The organism is Streptomyces sp. NBC_01241, assembly GCF_041435435.1.
GTDB lineage: Bacteria > Actinomycetota > Actinomycetes > Streptomycetales > Streptomycetaceae > Streptomyces.
In genome coordinates, this window is record NZ_CP108494.1 from 5,467,204 (window position 1) to 5,487,469 (window position 20,266).

Consider the following 20,266-nt stretch of genomic DNA (forward strand, 5'->3'; position numbering starts at 1 on the left):
CACGCTCGTTGATCGACACACCCGGCAGGAATCCAGGGTGTCGGATCAAGGCGTCGTGCGGGCGGTGGAGCGGAACCAGGAGTTGAGGGCTGTGGCCGTGGCCAGAACGTCGGCGGGAGTGGGGCCGGAGAGGATGGCGCGGCCGGCACGGGTGTTGGCGTCCTGGAAGGAGGTCATGTCCGCGCCCGGGGCCAGTTTCAGTTCGGCGTCGACGACGCCGGGCTGGGCACGGATCTCGTCGAGGGAGGGCAGGGAGAGGATGCGCCCCTCGGGAGCGAGGAGGTTGAGCCAGCCGTAGCAGAGGTGGTCATCGGCCGGTTCGGCGCGTTCCGGGGAGGGGGCGTCCAGGGCGGCGGCGGCCCACTCGCGGTGGAGATCGACGCCGGTGGCGAGGAGGACGGTGCGGTCGATGCGAGCGCCCGCGACGCGGCCGCCGCACTCACTGAAGACCAGTTCGCCGTTCGGCTGCTCGAAGGCCTCCAGATGGAACACCCCCGAGGTGAGCCCCAGAGCCGGGATCAAGCGCCCGAGGAGGGGCCGTGCGGTGGCGTAGCACGCGGCGTGGTCGGCTTCCCGCAGGGTGACCGAGCCGTTCAGTGCGCCGTCCTGGACCTGGATCGTGTTGGCGAAGTAGCGGGAGATGCACAGCTGCGTGAGTTCGCCGTTGCGTACGACGCCGTCGAGGTGCAGTTCGGTGCCCGGGACGAACTCCTCGCAGAGCCAGGGGCCGGAGCTGTGGCTCGCGGTCCAGGTGGAGAGGCCGGTGGGGGAACGCAGCACGCGGGTGTCGCGTGCGCCCGCACCGTCCGGGGGCTTGACCACGACGGGGACCCCGCCCACTTCGGCCACCGCCGCGGCCAGTTCGTCCGGCTCGTCGAAGGCCGCCGAGCGGGCGACCGGGATGCCGGCCTTGCGCAGCGCCGTCTTCTGGGCGTGCTTGTCGCGCACCAGTACGGCCGTCTCGAGGGGCAGGGCCCGCGCGCCGGTGCACGCCCCGAGTGCCGCGGCCGCGACCAGCCCGTTCTCCAGGCCACTGGTGACCACGTCGAACTCGTCCAGTCGGATGCCCTCGCGAGCGAGGCCGAGCAGCACCTCTTCCACGTCCGCCGGGTCACCGACCGCCACCACCTGCTCGACCGTCCCGTGCCGGCGCAGCGAACGCGCGTGCTTCGGCCGTGCCACGCAGGTGATCCGCGCTCCGTGAGCGGCGAGCGCCTCCACGGATCCGTCCGGCTTTCCGCCGATCAGCAGTACACGATCTGTCACTTTCCCACTCCCGTAGTCCTCAGCTCTTCCCTTGCGAACGGATTGTGGTGTGCGGCGAAGTCCCCGTGCTCGGCCACAGCGAGTCCTTGGCTGTAGCGCACGCCCTGGCGGGCCAGCTCTGCCGCGACCTCGGGCGACGGTCCGCTCACGCCCAGCAGGTCGGCCTCCGGCACCACCAGGACCTTCGGAGCCCGGCAGTCGTCGGGCGCGAGCTCCTCGAGCCGTCCGATCACGGCCTCGACCTCCGGCCAGTAGCCGGCCATCTTCGCGCCGCCCAGCACCTGCGTGCGGCCGAGCACGCACAGCGCTGCCAAGTTGCTGTAGTTGTCGAAGACATCGGCCTTGTCGGCCGGGCATTCCAGCAGGGTGCCGTCCGGTCCGATCCGGCGTCCGCGGGCCGCGGCGACCAGTCCGCCGCACCACGCGCCCAGCGAGGGACGGGACGCCGCCGCGGCTGCCTGTTCGCGGACGAAGGACAGCACAAGCGTCAGCGGGACGAAGGTGGTCGTGCCCGCCGCGGTCATCCCGGCAGCCCGGCCGATCACCGCGTCGATCAGCATGTAGGAGACAGCCAGGTCCGCGCCCCACTGGGCGGCCCGCGCGGCGACCAGGTCCGCGCCCACCATGCCCTCGGGTACGGAGTCCAGCGGCCCCCGGCCGGCGACCACCACATGCTTCCGCTTCTTGTTGCGGGTGAAAAGGCGGTGACAGCGGACCCCTTCGGCCTCGCTCAGGTACCACCACGCGTAGGGCCGCCAGCCCAGGTCCGAGAAGTTGGTGTGGGTCAGTACCACCCGCAGGTGGTGGGTACTGACCGCTTCCGGGCGTCGCATCAGTGTGCCCGCGTACCAGCCGACCCGGGTCCGGGGGTCGAAGACGTTCGGGCTGGCGTGCGGCAGGGAGACCAGCGAGGTCGCGCAGCCGGACCAGCGTTCCAGCGAAGCGTCGTCCAGGCCCAGCAGGGCCAGCGCTTCGGCCAGTTCCCCGTCCGGCAGCCCAGGGCGGAACAGACCGCGCCGCCGGGCCCGAACGTGTGCGATGAATTCTTCCCTAGCCGACACGGGCCAGCTCCTCGATCGACGAACGCTCCTTGACGCTCCACCAGGCGCAGCCGAAGAGCGCCAGCACCACGGCCAGTACCAGCCAGGCCGTGCCGAGCCCCCATGCCTCCACGAGCCAGCCGGCCAGCAGCGAGAACCCGGCCTTGGCCGAGCCCGCGACCGAGTTGCGCACCACGCTGAACCGGCCGACCTGGTCTGCCGGCGGCGCCTGGTTGGTCAGCACCTGCATCACCATGACATGCGCCGTCAGCACGACCGCGGCGACGAGCATGAGCAGCAGCACCGCGGGCGGCCACCGGGTGGCGGCGAAGCAGGCGACCAGTGCGCCGCCCGCCACCAGCGCGATGTTCAGGGTCCGCTCCGCGGAGAGCGTGCCGCGGGACAAGGCCATGCCCGCGAGAAACCCGCCGAAGGCCGTTGTCACGGTGAGGACCGAGTAGAAGGAGCCGGAGCCGGGGGCCACCGACTGGGCCAGAGGGACCATCAGCGTGGAGATGAAGGGCAGGGCGCCGCTGCTCGGAATCGAGTAGAGCAGGATCAGCCTCGTCCGGCCGGCGGGATCGGCCGGCTCGGCTCGCGGTGTCTCGGCCCGCGCCACCGTACGGGCCGCAGGGGCCGCGGGCGGCGACGCGCTGTCGGGTACCTCCCGGACCGCGGGAGGTGCCGCGGTGACGAGCCGGACGGCCACGAGACTCAGCAGATACAGCAGCGCCGCGACGGCGAAGCACGAGTCCGCCGCGGTGGTGTCCAGCAGCAGTCCGGAGGCCCCGCCGCCGATCAGGGCGCCCACCAGTGACAGCGCGCTGGACCGGGCGAGCAGCCGCACGGCGTGCGTCGGCGCGAAGTGCTGCCGCACGAACCGGCCCACATATGCCTTGTTGAGCGTCTTGACCACGCTCAGGCTGCACTGGACGGCGGCGAACGCACCGATGATCACGCCCGGGCCCAGGCCGGCGGCCCAGACCAGGGCCAGAGCGGACGAACCAGCGAAGAGCACCCAGTTGGTGAGGGAGAGCAGCCTGGCGGCCTGACCGGCGTCGGCCTTCTTGCGCAGTGCCAGTCCGAGGACCACCCCGGGCAGGTGCGCGGCGGCGCCGATGGCGCCCACCACCACGGCGTTGTGGGTGAGCTCGTAGGTGGCCCACAGCAGGGCCACCGCCTGCAGCATCTCGGCCGCGCTGCCGAGGAAGAAGAAGCTCAGCAGCCAGGTGCCCGCGGTGGGCGAACGGGTCTGCGACGCCGGGCTCATCGGGCCACCGCCACGGACGCGCGGAGCCTGGGCACCTGCTCGGTGCTCAGCCCCTCGAAGAACGCCAGATACTCGAACTCGCACATGTGCGAAGGCCGCGTGCCGTGCTCCAGGTTGCCGTCGCCGAGGCCGACGACGCCGGGCAGCTCCCTGGCCACCTGCGGCGGCACCGGCGGCCGGCCGTCCTGGTCCGTGCGGGCCATCACCAGGCCGGTTATCTCCTCCGCCGCCCGCCGGGGTGCGAATCCGCCGCTGTTCTCACCGAGCTGGGTGGCGACGAAGGCGGCCCACAGATCGGCGCCGGTGGCGATCTGCAGCAGTTCGGCGATCCCGGTGCCGCCCGGCCTCAGACCCACCTCGCCGAAGAAGAGGTCGCTGCCGTCGTGGAGGAACTCCATGTGGAAGACCCCGTCCCGGCAGCCGAGCCCCTCGATGACGAGGCCGGCCCGCTCAGCCAGCAGAGGCCGCACCGGGTCGTCCCGGCGCAGCACGCACGTGCTCCGGGTGCCGTGCGATCGCAGCACCGGCCGGTCGTACTCGGACACTTCCACCCAGGACAGCCGCCCCTCCTGGAAGGCCCCGTCGCAGTGGAACTCCCGGGTGACCGCCACGGCCTCCTCGACCAGCCACAGTCCGTCATGGCCGCGCAGCCAGTCCCGGGCGTGACCGGCCGTCATCCGGCGCACCCCGCGCGCGGACGAGGAGGCGAGAGGTTTGACGACCACATCCGCCGCCGGATCCTCACCGCAGCTCAGGAAGTCTCCGGAGAGCCAGGCGCGCGGCGAACGGACGACGGGGCTCAGTACCGAGCGCATCCGCCACTTGTTGGTCGCCCGCACGGACTGCTCGTAGCCCAGGCCCGGCAGACCGTACTGGGTCCGCAGAAAGCCCGCGGCGAGCATGGCGCTTTCCGTGGTGGCCACCACCGCGGCCAGGGGGGCCTCACTGACCAGGCGGTCGACCGCCTGCAGCAGCTGCGGCCCCGGCGTGGTCGCGGTGGTTGCGTCCACGGCGTCCGGACGGACGAACTCGTACCGCGTGGTGAAGCGGTCCATGGCCCGGCGGGCCAGTTCCTTCTCGTGCCCCAGCACCAGGACGCGTGCACGGCCGGTCATCGTGCCTCGGCCCCCTCGGGGCCGCGGTTGAAGGCCGCGATCGCGCGCAGTTCGTCGACCAGCTGCTGGTGGGTGGGCGCGGAGGCGATGGCGTGGCCCCACCGGCCGTAGGATCCCCGCCGACCCTCGTCCACCGCCGGGTAGTCGAGCTCGATCAGGTCGAAGCGCTTGCGGAAGGACGCCTCGGAGAGCTCGTGGTCCGGGCTGCGGGTGAGGTAGACGAAGCCGAACAGGTCCGCCGGCCCGGCGGGCTCGGCCGGGAGTGCCGGCGTGCGACCGAGCGCCAGGTCGACTGCCGCGCCGTACAGGTCGATGCCATAGGTCAGCTCCAGTACCTCGGCGGTCAGCGCGCCGACCATCCGCGCCGCCACCTCGCCGAGCACCAGCTCGCCGTCGGGGCGTACGAAGGCCTCCAGGTGGAACACGGTGTCCGGGGCGTCGAGCTCGGTCAGTACCTGGGTCGCGAAGCGCCGGGCCCGGGCGTCCAGCTCCGGCTCGGCGCCGCCCAGCGGTGCGTCCCCGATGGCCGCGCCCTCGTGCCAGCCCATGAGCGGGCCGAGGTAGGTGCTGACGGACAGCCAGCGCGGCTCGCCCCGCGACCAGATCCCGTCGACGTGGATCTCCTCGCCTTCCACGAAGCACTCGGCGACGGTCTGCACATCGGACCGGACCGGGAACTGGGACACGTACGCGTCGAGTTCGGTCTGGCCGGACACCAGCCGCGTCGCCTGGGCGCCGTGGCCGTCCGCCGGTTTGACGACCACCGGGCGGCCCTTCGCGTCCAGTTGCTCCGCCAGGCGCGCGAAGGACGGGTTCTCGCGTGGCAGGTAGGTGCACCGCGTCCGGGGCACCGCCGCAGACAGCGACTGCTTCTGGATCTGCTTGTCACGGAAACGCAGGCACCTGAGCAGATGGGTGTCGCCCGGCAGTTTGAGCGCCGAGCGCAGTGCGGCGGCCGTGAACAGTGCCTGCTCGTGCCCGGTGACGACACCGGTGATGCCGGTGCCGACCGCGGCGAGGGCCGCGCGCAGCACCTCCTCGGTGTCGGCGAGGTCGGCGACCTTGGTGCAGGAGAGCCCGCTCAGTCCGGACTTCATTTTCTCGACGATGAAGTGGAGAGCCAGACCGCGTTGCCGAGCCGCTTCGACGAAGCCCTTCCGGTAGCCCAGGCAGACCAGAGTCACTGTGGTGAACCTATCTCTTTGGTGAAGACGTGGTGGTGCGGCGGGAAGGGCCGCTCCCGCCGGTAGCCCAGCGACGTGAAGAACGCGACGTTCACGGCGAGGCTGTCGCGTACGGCGATGATCAGCTGCGGGGCGCCGGAGGCAGCGGCCCGTTCCTGGACGGCCGCCGCCAGTCGGCTGCCCACGCCCTGCCGGCGCCAAGAGGGGGCGACCGACAGGGTGTCGAGTGTGTAGCCCTCCGGATCGGGGCCGTGGCGTACGGCTCCGAGCAGCCCTGTGTCGGAGCGGGCGAGCAGCCAGGAGTCGGCGCAGTCGTGCAGCGCCTCGGCGGTCCACTTCAGCGCGGTCGGCCGGAAGTCCGCCGTGAACGGCTGGTAGACCTCCCGGACCAGTCGGGCGACGGCCTCCGCGTCCGCCGCCCGGCCGTCCTCGATCCTGACCGGAACCATGGCCCGTGTCATCCGCGGGCGATCCCGTAGAACGCCTCGCTCAGATAGGGCACCTGCACCTTCCCGGCCTCTTCGTACCGCGCACACAGGGCGCGCACCCGCTCCAGGAAGACCGGGCCGACGGCGGCGATGGCACGCTGCGCCTGCGTGGAGGAGGAGCTCATGGTGGTGAACTCCTCGGCGGTCAGTGCCTGCCGCCACTGGCACTCCCGGCGCTCCACCCGGTCGAACCGCTCGGACAGCTCCTGTGCCACGTCGATGGCCCGGTAGGTGCGGTGGTAGCCCGGCGAGAGCTCCTCCAGCAGGTCCTCGTACTCCGCGGCGAAGCCGCCGATGCCGTAGTCGCGGTTGTTCTGGACGACCATGCACACCCCGCCGGAGCGCAGCGCCCGCACGGCGGCAGCCAGGTAGGCCGGCCGGTCCATCCACTGGTAGGCCTGGGCAGCCAGGACGAGATCGACCGGGGAGAGCCGGCCGAGGTACTCCTCAGCCGTGCTCTGCTCCCAGATGACCTGCGGGAACTTCGCCTTGCCCCTGCGGATCATGTCGTCGGAGATGTCCACGGCATGTACCGCGGCTCCGGCGGGCAGGAGGGGGACCAGCGCCTCCAGGGCGATCCCGGTGCCGGCGCCCGCGTCGACCACGGTCGGCCGGATCCGCTCCGGCAGCAGGGCGACGGCATGGGCGAAGAGTTCTGCCGGGTAGCGGGGCCGGGTCCGGTCGTAGTCGTCGGCGAGCCCGTCGAACTTGGGATCGGGGGTGGGCATGTGGCTCATGCTCCTTGGCTGAGGCGGGAGTCGACCTGGGCGAGCAGGCCCCCCGCGTGGATCATGTCGAGCAGAAAGGCCGAGGGCGGCGCGAAGTCGGCGAGGACCTCCCCGTCGCCGCGCACCTCGCCCCGACCGAGGTCGAGGGTGACGAGCGACCCCTCCTCCAGCCGGTCCGTGGCGGTCTCGATGGCCGGCAGGGCCAGGTTCCAGCAGTTCCTGAAGAGGATGCGCCCGAACCGGGGCGCAATCACCAGGTTCACCGCGTTGGCGAGCAGGGTGGTGACCGCCTGTTCCCGCGAGCTGCCGATGCCGAAGACGGAGTCGCTGACGATCGCGTCGCCCGGCAGCAGCGTGTCGACGAAATGGGGCCGGTAGGCCTCGAACAGGTGCGGGGCGAGCAACTGCGGATCGGTGTGCATGTGCTTGTAGCGGGCCGGGATGATGTCATCGGTGGAGACGACGCCACTGATCCTGCGTACCCGGTGGCTGGAGACGACGCTCATGGGATCTCCTTCACTGTGGGGATCGCGCCCAGCAACGCGGTCGCGGCCGCCACGGCGGGAGAGGACAGGTAGATGTTGGCCTCGGCGTTGCCCATCCTCCCCCGGAAGTTGCGGTTCATCGTCGAGAGGACGTTGTCACCACGGGCCGGGAGCGGCCCCTGGGTTCCGACGCAGGTTCCGCAGCCGGGCGGGGTGACCACTGCGCCCGCATCGATCAGGGTGTCGATGTATCCGGCGTGCATCGCCTCCCGGTAGACGCCCATCGATCCGGGCGTTATCACGAACTGGGTGCGGGTACTGACCTGGTGGCCCTTGACCGTGGCCGCCGCCTGGGCGATGTCCTCCAGTCGGCTGTTGGTGCAGCTGCCGAGGAAGACGTAGTCGATGGGCGTCCCGGCCGCTTCGTCCAGCTGCGCCGTGTGGGCGGGCAGGTGAGGGAGTGAGACGACCGGCTGCAGGCCGCCGATGTCGAACTCCACGGTGCGCAGTCCGGTCGCCGTACCGGCCGGGACGGTGCCCTGCTCGTCCGGTACGAAGACACATTTGGCACCGAGCTCGACGCCCAGGCTGGCCAGGCTGGCTGAGGCGTCGCTGGTCAGGGCCCGGGCCCAGGGGCCCTCGAACTCCACCGAGCAGTAGAGGAACGGCTCCTGGCCCATCCTGTTCAACAGGGTGAGCAGCACGTCCCGCGGCTGCGTGGCCCGCTCGGGCGTCCCGGTGAACCGCACCACCACGGACTCCGGTACCCGGAGCCAGGTGCTGCCGGTGACCATGGCCGCGGTGATGTCGGAGGCGCCCATGCCCAGGCCCAGCGAGCCGAAGGCGCCGCCCACGCAGGTGTGCGAGTCGGAGCCCAGCACCAGGGTGCCCGGGGCGAACCAGCCGAGTTCGGCCGCGATCACATGGCTGATCCCCTGTCCGCGCCGGCGTACGTCCACGCCGATCTCCGCGGCGAAGGCCTCCGCCTCCTTCATCCGGTCAGCCATGTCGACGTCGGCGACCAGCACCGAGTGGTCGAAGACGAAGCTCACCCGCTCCGGGGCGAAGACCGTCGTGTAGCCATGCCGCTGGTACAGCTTGGCAATGGTCGGGGCATTGCCGTCCTGGACGTAGACGCGGTCGGGTCGCACGGTGACGAGGCGGCCCGGGGAGACCGGGCCCTCCTCCCCGACCAGGTGGGACGCGATGATCTGCTCGGCCAGCGGAATCCCGGCCGTCAGCGCCGGCGGTGCGGCCTGCGTCGGCTCCTGTGTCACTTCTTCGTCACTTCCTGAGTGGTCCGGGCCTCAGCCGGCCGTGGCCCTGAACTTGGCGGCCAGCTCGCGCAGCCGCTCCGGCGGGACGGCGCCGGAGCAGGCGATGGCCTCGGCCCGGACCTCCGTCAGCAGGGCGTCCAGCGCGGCGTCGTCCAGCCCTTCGGCGTACTCGCCGAGCGAGCTGACGATCACACCGCGGCCGGAGTGCTTGCCCACCAGTAGCTGGCGCTCACCGCCGACCAGCTCCGGCGCGAAGGGCTCGAAGGTGGAGGTGTCGCGGAGCATGCCGGTGGTGTGGATGCCCGACTCGTGGGCGAAGACATTGGTGCCGACGATCGGCTGCCAGGGAGAAGACGGCACGGCACACGCCTCGGAGACCAGCCGGGACAGCGCGGTCAGCTTGGCGGTGTCGATGCCCAGGTCCACGTCGTACCACTGGCGCAGGCTCATCACGACCTGGGCGATGTCGGCCATGCCGGCCCGCTCGCCGATGCCGTTGACCGTCACGTGGAAGTAGCGCACACCTGCCTCGATGGCTGCCAGGGTGTTGGCCACCGCGAGGCCGAAGTCGTTGTGGCAGTGGGCCTGCAGATCGATGTCGGAGACCTCGGCCACGGAACGGACCCGGTCGGCGTAGCCCTTGGGCGAGAGGATGCCGATGGTGTCCGACAGCCGCAGACGGTCCGCCCCGGCCTCGGCGACGGCGACGGCGTACTCCTGGAGGAACTGCGGCTCGGTACGGCCGATGTCTTCGGCACTGATGCTGACGAAGCAGCCTTGGTCCTTGGCCAGCTTCACCATGTCCCGGGCGGTGGAGAGCAGCCACGAGCGGTCCCGCCGGACCGAGTTCTTCAGGTGGTTGTCAGAGGTGGGAAGACCTATGTGGATGGCCTTGAAGCCCAGGTCGATGCTGCGCTGGATGTCGCTGCGGACACCGCGGTTCCAGCCGATCAAGGTGACTTCGTCACGGCGCTCCAGCATCTGCTTGAGGGCCACGACCTCCTCGCCGCCCATGGCCGGGATGCCTGGCTCGATCCACTTGACGCCGGCGTCGATCATGGCGTTGAAGATTTCCAGCTTCTTCTTGGCCGACAGCGCCACTCCCGGCGTCTGCTCGCCGTCGCGCAGGGTGGTGTCCTCGATGATCAGGTCGTTGCGCATGCCGATGGTTACCTTCCAGAATCGGTGACGATGGAGGGCCGTTCACCCGTGCCGGGTGGTGCGGTGCTGGTTCTCGGGGCGGCGCAGGCCCAGCTTCTGGCGCAGGGTGCCGTCCCGGTAACCGGTCTTGAAGACGCCCTTGCGCTGCAGGCGAGGGAGGATGTGCTCGGAGAAGTCCGCCAGCCCCAGGGGCAGCAGCGGAGGCATGATGTTGAAGCCGTCGACGGCTCCGCTCTCGAACCAGCGCACCATGTCGTCGGCCACCTCGTCGTAGCTGCCGACCAGGGTGAGGTGCCCACGCGAGGTGGTCATCCGCTCGTAGAGCTGACGGACGTTCAGGCCGCTGTCGTAGGCGAGTCGTTCGATGAGTGCCCGGCGGCTTGTGTTGGCGTTGCTCGGAGGCAGGCGAGGCAGCGGACCCTCGATGTCACAGCCGGTCAGGTCGTAGCCGCCGACCAGGTCGGAAAGCATGCTCAGACCGAATTCGGGGCGGATCAGCGACTGCAGCTCCTCGACCTTCTCCCGGGCCTCGGCGTGGGTCCGCCCCGCGTACGTGGTCAGGCCCGGCAGGACGATGAGGCCCGGATTGAGCCGCGGATGGCGTGCCGCCCGCAGGTCCAGGTCCTTGGCGAAGGCCACCGCCGACTCGAGGTCGGACTGAGCGGTGAAGACCAACTCGGCGGTGCGGGCCGCGAGTTCCCGGCCGGTGTCCGAGGAGCCTGCCTGGACGATGACCGGGTGGCCCTGCGGCGGCCTGGGCACGTTGAGCTCCGCGTCGAGGGAGAAGAACTCGCCGCGGTGGTGCAGTGCGTGCCGCTTGGTGACGTCGTAGTAGATGCCGCTGGACTTGTCGGCCGGGAAGGCGTCGTCCTCCCAGGTGTCCCACAGCGCGCGGACGATGTCCACGAACTCCTCGGCGCGCCGGTAGCGGTCGGCGTGCTCGGGGTGCGCGGGCAGGCCGAGGTTGCCGGCGGCAGCCAGCTTGGAGGTTGTCACCAGGTTCCAGGCAGCTCGTCCGCCCGAGATGATGTCGAGACTGGCATACTCACGAGCTACGTTGTACGGCTCCTTGTACGTCGTCGACGAGGTCACCACCAGCCCGATGTGCTCGCTGGCCATGGCCAGCGCGCTCATCAGGGTGATTGGCTCGAAGGAGGTCACCCGGCCGCCGAAGCCCGCCTGGTCGTCGTTGAAGACGGCTGGGGCATCGGAGAGGAACATGACGTCGAAGAGGTGCTGCTCGGCGAGCCGGGTCAGCGCCGCGTAGTGGTCGATGTTCCGGGTGGCCGTGGTATCGGTGCTGGGGTGCCGCCATGAGGCGGCGTGGTGGCCGGTGCCGTACGAGACGTAGGCACCCATCACCATCTGTTCCCTGCGCTGTGCAGGCATGGGTGGCTCCTGTCGGCGTCGCCGCGTTGCAGGTCTCTGGCGGGCCGCTAGACGCGCGGAGCGCGCACGATCGGACGCTTGTCATCCGGCATCGTCAGCAGTTTGGAGGTGGCGATGCAGAGTTCCTCGGCCTCCAGGGCCCGACTGTTGTCGAGGATCCGGTGGCTGACCTCCTCCATCGCCTGCGTGGCGGCGCGGAGCATGTGGTTGGCGTAGATGATCAGGTTGAACCCGGCCGCGTGCAGCTCTTCCTCAGTCACGGTGGGGTAAGCCGTGGGGATGGCTATCAGCGGGGTCTTCGGGTGACGAGCCCGCAGCTCGCGGGCCAGGTCGAGGACCATGGTCTCGTCGGCGTCCCGGCTGTGGATCACCAGGCCGTCCGCGCCGGCTGCGACGTAGGCCGCCGCGCGGTCGAGGATCTCCTGCCGAGGCAGGCCGGTGATCAGCCCTTCGAGCCGGGCGATGATCATGAAGTGGCTGGTCAGCTGGGACGCCTTGCCGCGGCGGATCTTGTCGCAGAAGTCGTCGACCGGGGCCATGGTGTGGAGGTTCTCGCCGTCCAGCAGCGAGTTGCGCTTGTCGCCGCTCTTGTCCTCGATCACCACGGCGGAGACGCCGTGGCGCTCCATCGCACGCACCGCGTGCTCGAAGTGGTCGGTCTTGCCGCCGGTATCCCCGTCCATGACCAACGGCAGGCTGGTGACAGCGAAGATTTGGTCTATCCATGACAATCTGAGATGCAGGTCGAGCAACTCGGTGTCCGGAAGCCCGCGCAGCGCCGAGTCGGTCAGAGAGCTCGACCAGAACCCGTGGAAGGCTCGCTGCTCCGCACCCTTGCCGCGCGCATGCTCGGCGACGATGGCGGAGAGCGGGCTGTGCACCTCGAAGATGCGCACCACCCCGTCTTCGGCGAGTGTCTCCCGAAGGGTGGCCAGGCGGGTCTCGTTACCGACAGTAGCAGTGCTCACTGTTCCCCATTCGCGCGAAGTCGTGCTGGTAATGCCCTCCGGGCCTGGCGTGATCTCACCGTATAGAGAAGTCGAAAAGAATCAAGAGTTGACATGGAGTGAACTATGTGGCTACAGCAGGGAGTTGGGCCATGTCGGGGCAGCGGATGGCCGCTGCCGCCGAGGTCCCGCCCCCTCGCCCGTCACCGTCACGCGCATGCTGTGCGCACACGACGAACGGGCCGCCGCGGCCTCCGCGCCGTGGACGGCCCGTCAGGTGTTCGAGATCGTCCTGTGGCGGGTTTCCGGCGTATCCGGCCCCTGCCCCATTGGGGCCCGACCCTGGGCCCGTGGGCCCACGCCCGGGCAGGCGGGTCTCATTACGCTCGTATGTGACCGATCGTGAGCACACCGACCGCGGCGCCCGTCATGGGCGTCCGTCCGGCGCGCCCATACGCACGTTGATCTGCACCCTCCACCTGTATCCGTTCCCTGGGGTGATGTATCGATGAGTAACGGTTTCTTCTACTCGTACCACCTCGGCTGGAGCCGCCCGGACGCCGAGTCGCTCTTCGGTGATCTCGACGCTGCGGGGCTGCGGCTCAGCCACCCCGTCACGCGGCGGGTCACGCTCCTGTGCCCCGAACCCGATCCGCGGGGCACTCTCTCGTGGGTGACCAGGGAACAGCTCGTCCTCCTGGCCGGCCTGCAACGGATCGACACGGTCGACTTCCTGCTGTGGACGAACAGCGGAACCGACGTCCCGGCGCGCGTCCGGCGGATGAGGGACGGAGTCGTCGCGCTCGAATTCGGATTCGGGCGGCTGACGCGGGACGAGCAGGAGATGGCCGCGCGGGCGATCAGGGAGGCGATAGGGCGGGCATCCGTGCTGTGCATCGGCTTCGTCGTCGACCGCGAGGGCGCTTCCGCGGCGACCGACTGGAGCGATGTCGTCATCAACGGCACGACGTTCTTCGACAGTTGGCCGGACACGCTCGCCGTGCGCCATGAAATCGCCGCGACACAGCCCCAGTTGTCCGGAGTGGCGTCGTACGACCAGTCGCCGTGGATGCTGTTCGGGAGCGAGATCCCCAGCCGTTAGCCACCGGCACAGTGTGCTGGAGGGGCGCCGGCAGGTCAGAGCCACCCGCGCAGCGCCATGAACCCCAGCAGCAGCCCCACCGCGAACACCCCCGGCACCACGGCGAACACCACGGGCATCACCACCGGCCCCCACGCCCCCGGCCCCGCCACCGTGGCGTGCTTCGCCGGGTCCGCCGGGTCGTAACTGACCCGGACCGGCGCCCCGACCGCGAAGCCGAACGGGCCCGGGGCATGGTCGGTGAACTCGATCTCGCGGCCGTCGCGGGTACGGAACGCGAAGACGTACTCGGTGACGTAACTCCGCTCCGTGCCCGGCCCCCGGTCCACCGTCCGGCGGTCCGCGCACCGGCCCTCGGCGCGCTCGCCATGCCGGACCAGCCGCAGCACCCGGCTCAGCCGCAGCGCCGACCGGATGGCGAACGCGCCGAGGAGGAGGCCGAACAGGAGCAGGAACGTGGCCGTGCCACCGGGCAGGATCTGCATGAACGAGGGCCCCTGATCCGCTACTTGACCGTGATCGACTCGACGAACGCGTCGAGGTCCTGCCGGCTCAGCGAGCCCTTCACCGCATTGATCCGGACCAGGAACGGCACGTCCTTGGAGTCCATACCCGCCACCAGGACCCCGGTCATCCGGGTGCCTTGCGCCGGTGTCTGTTCCGTGCCGCTCGACGTGAACTCGTAATCGATCCTGCGTGCGCCGAGGGCACCGTCGTCGCCCGCGAGCTGCACCTGCGAGGTCTCCTTGCGGGTCGCCCCGAGCCCGATACCCGCGCCCGCTGCGGCCGCTGCCTCGTCGGCGTCGTCCACGCCCGAGGCGAAATCGAGCTGCACCGAGACCATGCCGGTGCGCAGCCCGCTCTCCTCCTTGAGCGCGACGGCGGCGTTGGCCTTGGCGCGGTCGGCCGCGGACTGCTCCTTGTAGCCCTTGTCCGCGGGGTAGCCGACGGAGAGGCTGCTGGTGTCGAGCCTGTCCCAGCCGTCCGGGAGCGCGGCGGCATCGTCGCCGCCGCAGCCGGTGAGCAGGGCGAGACCCATGACGGCGGCAGCAGCTGCGCCGATTGCCCGGGACATCTTCATCGTCGTCATCGCCTATCGCCTCGTCGTCGTGCGTGCTTGCCGCGCACCGTAGCTGTACCCCGGTATGTCGTGCGTGCTTGCCGCGCACCGGTAGCCGTACCCGGTGTACGGACTACTTCGCGCAGTAGCTGTACGGAAGGTACGAGCGCTTGTCGCCCTGCGGAGCCCCGAGGAACTGCGCGTCCGTCAGTGTCTCCTTCTTGTGCTCGTCCGAGAGGGAGAATCCCAGACTCATGCCGAGGGAGACCTCGAAGCCGAACTCCTGGGCGTCCGTCTCGCCGTTGTACTTCATGGTGCTCGACAGGCCGTCCTGGAACATCAGCTGGTCGAACGGGTCGGTTCCGGTGGGCTTCTGCTGCAGGGAGTGGTCGCCGAACAGGTACTCGAACGGGGCGGTGTTGTTGCCGGAGCCGTCCAGCCACTGCTCGGCCACGGCGCGCTTGTCCTCGGTGGCCTTGTCCGTGTCCTTGCCGAAGACGATCGAGTTCGTCCTGACCTCGATGCCGGTCCCGCCGGAGGAGTCGGTGCCGCTGACCTTGCCGCCGCGCTTGTCCTTGCCCTTCTCGCCGTTGTCGCCGCTGATGTCGCCCTTGTTCGATGTCGAGCCGTTCTCGACGGTCTGGGTCATGTCGATGCGGACGATCTTGCCGGTCTTCTGGTCGCGGGTGACGGTGACCGCCCCGGTCCGGCTGTCCTTCGCGGCGGCCGTGCCGCCGAGCGGGCCCACGGAACCGCTGACCTTGCCCTCCAGGTCGAGCTTGGCGGTGTACGTGTACGACTCGTTGCCGTTGACGTCGTCCTTGGTGATGGTCACCTCGGGGGAGAACTTGGCCTTGCCGCCGAGCTTGGCGCCGAGCTTTACCTCGTCGCCCGCGCTGATGGAGAGGCCGCCGTCCGCGTACGCGTTGAGGCCGATCGTCGAGTACGAGATCTTCTTGTCGCCGATCTTGTCCTCGACGTCCTTCTTCTTGTCGGCCCACTTCATCCCGGAGTACCAGCCGCCGCCATAGCCGCCGCTGTACTTGGTGGAGGCCTCCCACATCTTCATTTCCGCGATGTCGTCCCGCATCTTCTGGGCGTCCGCCTCGCTCTTGAAGACCCAGGTGTCACCGTTGGTGATCTTGATGCCGCCGCCGACGTCCACATCGGCCTTGCCCAGCTTGCCGAGCTTGACGCCGGGGGTGCTGGCGGTGACGCCGGCCGAAGCGGCGTCGGTGAACGTCATGTAGACCAGTTTGTCGTTCTCGTCGACCTTGCCGTCGTTGTTCACGTCCGTCCTGGCCTGGCTGACCTTCTGCTGGAAGCCGTACTCGTTGCCCCACTCGAACCAGCCGATCTTGACCTTGTCGCCGACGGTTTCGGAGATGCTGGAGACCTGGCACATCTTGGGCTCGTAGTCGGCGTCCGTCTTCGGCTTCGCGGTGGTGTCCCCGCCGCCGGTGGAGCAGCCGCCACTGCCGCCGCCCAGCGAGCCGATCGCACAGCGGATGCGTTCGCCGATCTGCCCGCCGACCCCCGCCATGGCCATCGCGCCGATCATCGTGACGACCAGGACGATCACCCCGAGGTACTCCGTGGCGGTGGCCCCGCCGTCCCGCCAGGAGTACGGGTGGTACGGCGCCGGGGCGGGCTCCTCGTCGCGGTCGTCCAGAAGCCGGTCGACGGCCAGCCCCGCGGCCGAACCGGTCACCAGCGTGACGACCGGCATCAACGTGCCCTCCAGGCCCACGAGATGCCAGGACACGGCGAATCCGTAGGCCAGCGCGGCCAGCGGGACACCCAGGGAGGCGAGCAGGGTCAGCGGCCGGGACTCGCGGCGTTCGTCGGGCAGGACGCGGGCCGAGGCCAGGACCGTGAGCACGGTCGTGATGACGTTCGGCACGTGCAGCAGGCCCAGGCGCCAGCCGAAGCTCGCCAGCCGCTCGTCGGTGGCGAGCATCTCGACGAGCCCGCGCGACACCAGATACCCGGCGGCGATGTAGACGAGGGCGCCGGCGGCCCAACTACGGGTCAGGGCGAAGAACACGCCACTGCCCGCGCCGGAACCACCCCCGCCGCCCGGTGGTATGCGGCCCGCGCTTCCGCTCTCCCAGCCCCCGCCAGCACTCACGTTTCTTCCTCTCCGACGCCTGCTCGACATGCCTGTGCCCGCAGTTACGCAATTCGGGTGTGGCGTGAGCGTACGGGTGTACGAGCCGGGTGACCTGGGCCCTTGGCCCCAAACCCGGGCCCAATGAGCGATGCCCTGCACCGCCCGCGGGGCGCGGGGGAGCAGGGCATCGGGGAAGGGACGCGGGGGGCCGGTCCGGGACGGTCAGTCCAGATCGTCCGCGAACGTTCCCGCGCGTTCGGCGACCTCCGGCTTCCGGGCCCGCAGCACGGCGAAGCCGACGAGGCCGACGACCAGCGCGCCCACGAACACGTACGGCAGCACATTCAGCGGCCAGGCCGGAGCCGGCCACAGGTTGCGGTAGAAGACGTAGATCATCGCGGCGGAGCCGATCAGACCCAGACCCCAGGTGATGAGGAGACCGCGGGCCCCGATCCGGCGTACGAACAGCGGCGCGGCCAGACACACCAGGGTGTAGCTGAGCATGTAGCCGAAGACGCCGACGGTGTCGATGTACGTCGTCGCGTTCAGCGGCGCGGTTCCGGCGCCGACGACGAACACCGCGGGGAGGGCGACGAACGGGGCGACGGCCCAGATGGCGGCGGAGGGGGTCCGGTGGCGGGGGTGGGCGACACCGAGCCGGGCCGGCATCACCCCTTCCTTCGCCATCCCGAAGAGCAGGCGGGCGGCGACGGTGATGCAGGCCATCACCACGGCCACGAACGAGGCGGCGAAACCGGCGTGCAGGAAGAACTTCAGGAAGCCGAGGCCGGACAGCTCCGCCAGTTCGTCCATCGGGTCGGAGCTCCTCGCCAGGGCGTCCGCCCCGCCGAACCCGGCGACCTGCGCGTACGTCGCGAACATATAGAGCACACCGGCCAGGACCGCACTGCCCATCACCGAACGGGGAATCGCCTTGTACGGGTCCGTGGCCTCGGCCCCGAGCGATGCGGCGCCCTCGAAACCGACGAAGCCGAGTACGCCCAGCACCACGGCGAACACGACACCGTCGAGGGTGGAGCCGCTGAGGCTCAACTGCTCGGTGTCGATGATGTTCCCGCTCTTGAAGAAGGCGGGGACCAGCACGACGACGATGAGGACGATCGACACGACCTCCAGCACGGAGGCGACGCGCGCCGCCGTCCGCACACTGGCGATCGTCAGCCGGATCGCGACGGCGGCCAGCAGCACATCGAGCAGGATCTGGCCGGGGATGCCGGTGAAGAGCCCGATGCCGACCTGGTCGAGTGCGCGCGCCGTGTAGTACCCGGCGCCCGCGAGCGAACCCGAACCGATGCACACCGCCCCGATGAGCAGGGCCCAGCCGGTCACGAACGAGCCGGGCGCCCCGAGCGAGAGCCGGGAGAAGGCGTACAGCGAACCGACCCCGGCCCGCCTGCGGGCGAAGACGCAGATGCAGTACGCGATCGCGAGGACGGCGGCCATGGCCAGGAAGAACGAGAACCAGGCGCCGTTGCCCGCGGACGCCGCCATGCTGGCGGGGGCGAACGCGATGACAGCGCTGGGGGCGACATTCGCGACGCTCTGCGCGCCGACCTCGAACGTGGAGACGGAGCGGTGGGCCAGCCCGTCGGCCGGCTTTCCGGGAGCGGCCTGCCTTCCGGCCGTGCTCATGCCCGGTCCGCCGTCATCAGCAGCTGACGCAGGGCGTGACCGGCGGCGAGGTCGGCCAGCGCGTCGCCCGCCTCGTCCAGCGGACGCCGTGCCGAGATCATCGATTCCACGTCGAGCTCACCCGACACCACGAGGTCCACCAGATCCGGAATGTCGCGGGCGGCGTCGACCGAGCCGTAGTTGGAACCGAGAATGCGCTGGTCGGCCTCGGCGAGCGCGAGCGGGTCGAAGCGCGCCGTGCGGCCGGTCGGCGGCAGACCGACGATGACGGCGGCGCCGCCCTGGCCGAGTGCCGCGATGGACTGCTCGGTGGTCTCGATCTTGCCGATGGCGTCGAACACGTAGTCCAGGCCCTCCGGGACCAGGGCCCGCAGCGCCTCGACGACATCGCCGTCCCGTGCGTCGATCGCGTCCGTCGCGCCGAGCCGACGGGCCAGCTCCAGTTTCTCGGGGACCACGTCGACGGCGACGATGCGGCCGGCCTTCGCGAGCCGGGCACCCTGCACGCAGGACAGGCCCACACCGCCGCAGCCGATAACAGCCACGGTGGCCCCGGCCTCGACCCCCGCCGTGTTGCGGACCGCGCCGACACCGGTGGCGATGGCGCAGCCGACGAGGGCGATCACATCGAGGGGCGCGTCCTTGCGTACCTTGATCGCGCCGGAGGCGGGAACCACGACGCGCTCGGCGAACGAGGAGACGCCCAGATAGTGGTGGGCCGGCTCGCCGTCGACGGAGAGCCGGCTGGTGCCGTCGTACAGCACCCCGCCGGGCGCCACGACCTCGGCGACCAGGCTGCACGCGGCCGGGCGCCCGGAGACACAGAAGCGGCAGGTGCCGCAGGACGGGACCCAGGACAGGACGACATGGTCGCCGGGTTCGAGACCGGTGACGCCCTCGCCGAGCGCGGTGACCACGCCCGAGCCCTCGTGTCCCATCACGACCGGGGTGGGGTGGTCCCACTCGCCGCGCAGGACATGCAGGTCGGAGTGGCAGACACCGGCCGCCGTGACGGCGACCTCGACCTCGCCGGGGCCGGGCGGGGCCAGGGTGACGTCGGTGACGGTCACCTCCTGCCCGGGGGAGCGGAAGACGACGCCGCGCACGGTGCGTGCGGTGCTCTCTTGGGAAGACGGGGAGCTCATCGGCTTACTCCTCGGTGGTGCGGGACGGGCAGGGGAGGGGAGGGCGGCACAGCGGTCCACCAGGACGCCTTGTTTAGCGTCATTAAACTTTCGTCAAAGTTTTACAGCACTAAACTCGATGGGTAAAGACCTTCCCGACCTGCATTTGTCCCCGGCCACTGACCGTGACCTCCTCGACAGGTAGCGTGTCCGCCATGCCCGAAGCCCCTGACAGCCCCATGTCCACGATCGGCCCGCGGCTGCGTGAGCTCCGCCGGGCACAGGGGCTGACGCTCGCTCAGATCGCTGAATCCGCAGGCGTGACCAAGGGATTCGTCAGCCTCGCCGAACGCGGCAAGACCTCGGTCTCCGTCCCGACCCTGATCCGTATCTGCGAGGCCCTGGGCACCGGCATCGCCGCTCTGTTCGACTATCCGGACCAGGGCGTCGTCAAGGGCGGCCTGGGCGCCAAGCTGGAGATGGGCGGGCACGGCATCGAGGAGTTCCTCCTCACCCCGGCCGAGGAGCGGCACGTCCAGGTCATGCGGACGATCCTGCGGCCCGGCGGCGGTTCGGGCGGCGCGTACAGCCTGGAGGCCGAGACCGTCTTCGCCTACCTGGTCAGGGGCACACTGCGGCTGAGCGTGGACGGCGAGCCCAGGCTCCTGGAGGCCGGGGACTCGACGACCTTCTCGGCCCGCGCCGCACACGCCTGGGACAACCCCGGTGAGGACGAGGCCGAGGTCCTCTGGTCGATCGCCCCCGCCCTGCCGCTCTCCCGCACCAAACTCCGCCCGTAGAGCCCGTCCGGCGCGCACGCCCCGGCCGGACGCCGCCGCCCGTCCGTGCGGTGGGGCGACCCGC

The 20,266-nt window shown here is 70.3% G+C and carries 19 protein-coding genes; 2 read left to right on the forward strand and 17 right to left on the reverse strand.

Features of this window, described 5'->3' with window-relative positions; all coding sequences use genetic code 11:
• Positions 1 to 45: 45 nt before the first annotated feature.
• From OG306_RS24645 to aepX, 12 genes are read right to left on the reverse strand one after another with little or no spacing between them, the layout of a single operon-like run.
• Entirely contained in the window at positions 46 to 1,266 is a 1,221-nt protein-coding gene (locus OG306_RS24645; protein ID WP_266748245.1) for an ATP-grasp domain-containing protein, read from the reverse strand.
• Positions 1,263 to 2,327, reverse strand: a complete 1,065-nt coding sequence (locus OG306_RS24650; RefSeq protein WP_371665616.1) for a hypothetical protein — start codon at positions 2,325 to 2,327, stop codon at positions 1,263 to 1,265. The genes OG306_RS24645 and OG306_RS24650 overlap by 4 nt, the downstream gene beginning before the upstream one ends.
• The gene (locus tag OG306_RS24655) at positions 2,317 to 3,576 is read right to left on the reverse strand and encodes an MFS transporter (RefSeq protein WP_266748247.1); all 1,260 of its coding nucleotides are present in this window, start codon (positions 3,574 to 3,576) and stop codon (positions 2,317 to 2,319) included. Before OG306_RS24655 ends, OG306_RS24650 begins: the two co-directional genes overlap by 11 nt.
• Positions 3,573 to 4,691, reverse strand: coding sequence for an ATP-grasp domain-containing protein (locus OG306_RS24660; protein WP_266748248.1), 1,119 nt, complete (start codon positions 4,689 to 4,691; stop codon positions 3,573 to 3,575). Before OG306_RS24660 ends, OG306_RS24655 begins: the two co-directional genes overlap by 4 nt.
• The gene (locus OG306_RS24665; RefSeq protein ID WP_371665617.1) at positions 4,688 to 5,875 is read right to left on the reverse strand and encodes an ATP-grasp domain-containing protein; all 1,188 of its coding nucleotides are present in this window, start codon (positions 5,873 to 5,875) and stop codon (positions 4,688 to 4,690) included. Before OG306_RS24665 ends, OG306_RS24660 begins: the two co-directional genes overlap by 4 nt.
• Positions 5,872 to 6,336 carry a GNAT family N-acetyltransferase gene (locus tag OG306_RS24670; protein ID WP_266748250.1) on the reverse strand — a complete coding sequence of 155 codons (465 nt, stop codon included), beginning with the start codon at positions 6,334 to 6,336 and terminating at the stop codon, positions 5,872 to 5,874. Before OG306_RS24670 ends, OG306_RS24665 begins: the two co-directional genes overlap by 4 nt.
• A complete protein-coding gene (locus tag OG306_RS24675; protein WP_266748251.1) occupies positions 6,333 to 7,091 on the reverse strand; it encodes a class I SAM-dependent methyltransferase in 759 nt (252 codons plus the stop codon). Before OG306_RS24675 ends, OG306_RS24670 begins: the two co-directional genes overlap by 4 nt.
• A 5-nt stretch (positions 7,092 to 7,096) precedes the next feature.
• Complete coding sequence (locus OG306_RS24680; RefSeq protein WP_266748252.1) at positions 7,097 to 7,597, reverse strand: hypothetical protein; 501 nt, start codon at positions 7,595 to 7,597, stop codon at positions 7,097 to 7,099.
• The gene (locus OG306_RS24685; protein ID WP_266748253.1) at positions 7,594 to 8,853 is read right to left on the reverse strand and encodes a 3-isopropylmalate dehydratase large subunit; all 1,260 of its coding nucleotides are present in this window, start codon (positions 8,851 to 8,853) and stop codon (positions 7,594 to 7,596) included. The genes OG306_RS24680 and OG306_RS24685 overlap by 4 nt, the downstream gene beginning before the upstream one ends.
• A 30-nt stretch (positions 8,854 to 8,883) precedes the next feature.
• Positions 8,884 to 10,014, reverse strand: a complete 1,131-nt coding sequence (locus tag OG306_RS24690) for a homocitrate synthase/isopropylmalate synthase family protein (RefSeq protein ID WP_266748254.1) — start codon at positions 10,012 to 10,014, stop codon at positions 8,884 to 8,886.
• Positions 10,015 to 10,056: 42 nt separating this feature from the next.
• Positions 10,057 to 11,403: an LLM class flavin-dependent oxidoreductase gene (locus OG306_RS24695; protein ID WP_266748255.1), complete on the reverse strand. Its 1,347-nt coding sequence runs from the start codon at positions 11,401 to 11,403 to the stop codon at positions 10,057 to 10,059.
• Between the two features lie 47 nt (positions 11,404 to 11,450).
• Complete coding sequence (aepX, locus tag OG306_RS24700; RefSeq protein WP_266748256.1) at positions 11,451 to 12,371, reverse strand: phosphoenolpyruvate mutase; 921 nt, start codon at positions 12,369 to 12,371, stop codon at positions 11,451 to 11,453.
• A 487-nt stretch (positions 12,372 to 12,858) separates the two neighbouring features.
• On the opposite strand from aepX, the gene OG306_RS24705 reads away from it, so the two are divergent.
• On the forward strand, positions 12,859 to 13,452 hold the full coding sequence (locus OG306_RS24705; RefSeq protein WP_266748257.1) for a hypothetical protein: 594 nt from the start codon (positions 12,859 to 12,861) through the stop codon (positions 13,450 to 13,452).
• Positions 13,453 to 13,487: 35 nt separating this feature from the next.
• Here the strand turns inward: OG306_RS24705 and OG306_RS24710 are convergent, their stop codons facing one another.
• The 5 genes from OG306_RS24710 to OG306_RS24730 form a co-directional block, all read right to left on the reverse strand.
• On the reverse strand, positions 13,488 to 13,937 hold the full coding sequence (locus OG306_RS24710) for a DUF3592 domain-containing protein (protein WP_266748258.1): 450 nt from the start codon (positions 13,935 to 13,937) through the stop codon (positions 13,488 to 13,490).
• 20 nt (positions 13,938 to 13,957) lie between these two features.
• Positions 13,958 to 14,533 carry a hypothetical protein gene (locus OG306_RS24715; RefSeq protein WP_266752399.1) on the reverse strand — a complete coding sequence of 192 codons (576 nt, stop codon included), beginning with the start codon at positions 14,531 to 14,533 and terminating at the stop codon, positions 13,958 to 13,960.
• 112 nt (positions 14,534 to 14,645) lie between these two features.
• Positions 14,646 to 16,643 (reverse strand): hypothetical protein, encoded by a 1,998-nt coding sequence (locus tag OG306_RS24720; RefSeq protein ID WP_327258823.1) that lies wholly within the window; start codon positions 16,641 to 16,643, stop codon positions 14,646 to 14,648.
• Positions 16,644 to 16,847: 204 nt separating this feature from the next.
• Positions 16,848 to 18,278, reverse strand: a complete 1,431-nt coding sequence (locus OG306_RS24725; RefSeq protein ID WP_266748260.1) for an APC family permease — start codon at positions 18,276 to 18,278, stop codon at positions 16,848 to 16,850.
• Positions 18,275 to 19,423 carry a Zn-dependent alcohol dehydrogenase gene (locus OG306_RS24730; protein ID WP_266748261.1) on the reverse strand — a complete coding sequence of 383 codons (1,149 nt, stop codon included), beginning with the start codon at positions 19,421 to 19,423 and terminating at the stop codon, positions 18,275 to 18,277. Before OG306_RS24730 ends, OG306_RS24725 begins: the two co-directional genes overlap by 4 nt.
• Positions 19,424 to 19,617: 194 nt before the next feature.
• On the opposite strand from OG306_RS24730, the gene OG306_RS24735 reads away from it, so the two are divergent.
• Positions 19,618 to 20,202 (forward strand): helix-turn-helix domain-containing protein, encoded by a 585-nt coding sequence (locus tag OG306_RS24735; RefSeq protein WP_266748262.1) that lies wholly within the window; start codon positions 19,618 to 19,620, stop codon positions 20,200 to 20,202.
• Positions 20,203 to 20,266 lie beyond the last annotated feature (64 nt).

Bases quoted from the DNA above. Each gene is read 5' to 3' on its own strand.
- OG306_RS24655 (WP_266748247.1), bottom strand. From the start codon at position 3,576: ATGAGCCCGGCGTCGCAGACCCGTTCGCCCACCGCGGGCACCTGGCTG.
- OG306_RS24660 (WP_266748248.1), bottom strand. From the start codon at position 4,691: ATGACCGGCCGTGCACGCGTCCTGGTGCTGGGGCACGAGAAGGAACTG.
- OG306_RS24670 (WP_266748250.1), bottom strand. From the start codon at position 6,336: ATGACACGGGCCATGGTTCCGGTCAGGATCGAGGACGGCCGGGCGGCG.
- OG306_RS24675 (WP_266748251.1), bottom strand. From the start codon at position 7,091: ATGCCCACCCCCGATCCCAAGTTCGACGGGCTCGCCGACGACTACGAC.
- OG306_RS24680 (WP_266748252.1), bottom strand. From the start codon at position 7,597: ATGAGCGTCGTCTCCAGCCACCGGGTACGCAGGATCAGTGGCGTCGTC.
- OG306_RS24690 (WP_266748254.1), bottom strand. From the start codon at position 10,014: ATGCGCAACGACCTGATCATCGAGGACACCACCCTGCGCGACGGCGAG.
- OG306_RS24695 (WP_266748255.1), bottom strand. From the start codon at position 11,403: ATGCCTGCACAGCGCAGGGAACAGATGGTGATGGGTGCCTACGTCTCG.
- OG306_RS24705 (WP_266748257.1), top strand. From the start codon at position 12,859: ATGAGTAACGGTTTCTTCTACTCGTACCACCTCGGCTGGAGCCGCCCG.
- OG306_RS24710 (WP_266748258.1), bottom strand. From the start codon at position 13,937: ATGCAGATCCTGCCCGGTGGCACGGCCACGTTCCTGCTCCTGTTCGGC.
- OG306_RS24715 (WP_266752399.1), bottom strand. From the start codon at position 14,533: ATGAAGATGTCCCGGGCAATCGGCGCAGCTGCTGCCGCCGTCATGGGT.
- OG306_RS24725 (WP_266748260.1), bottom strand. From the start codon at position 18,278: ATGAGCACGGCCGGAAGGCAGGCCGCTCCCGGAAAGCCGGCCGACGGG.
- OG306_RS24730 (WP_266748261.1), bottom strand. From the start codon at position 19,423: ATGAGCTCCCCGTCTTCCCAAGAGAGCACCGCACGCACCGTGCGCGGC.
- OG306_RS24735 (WP_266748262.1), top strand. From the start codon at position 19,618: ATGCCCGAAGCCCCTGACAGCCCCATGTCCACGATCGGCCCGCGGCTG.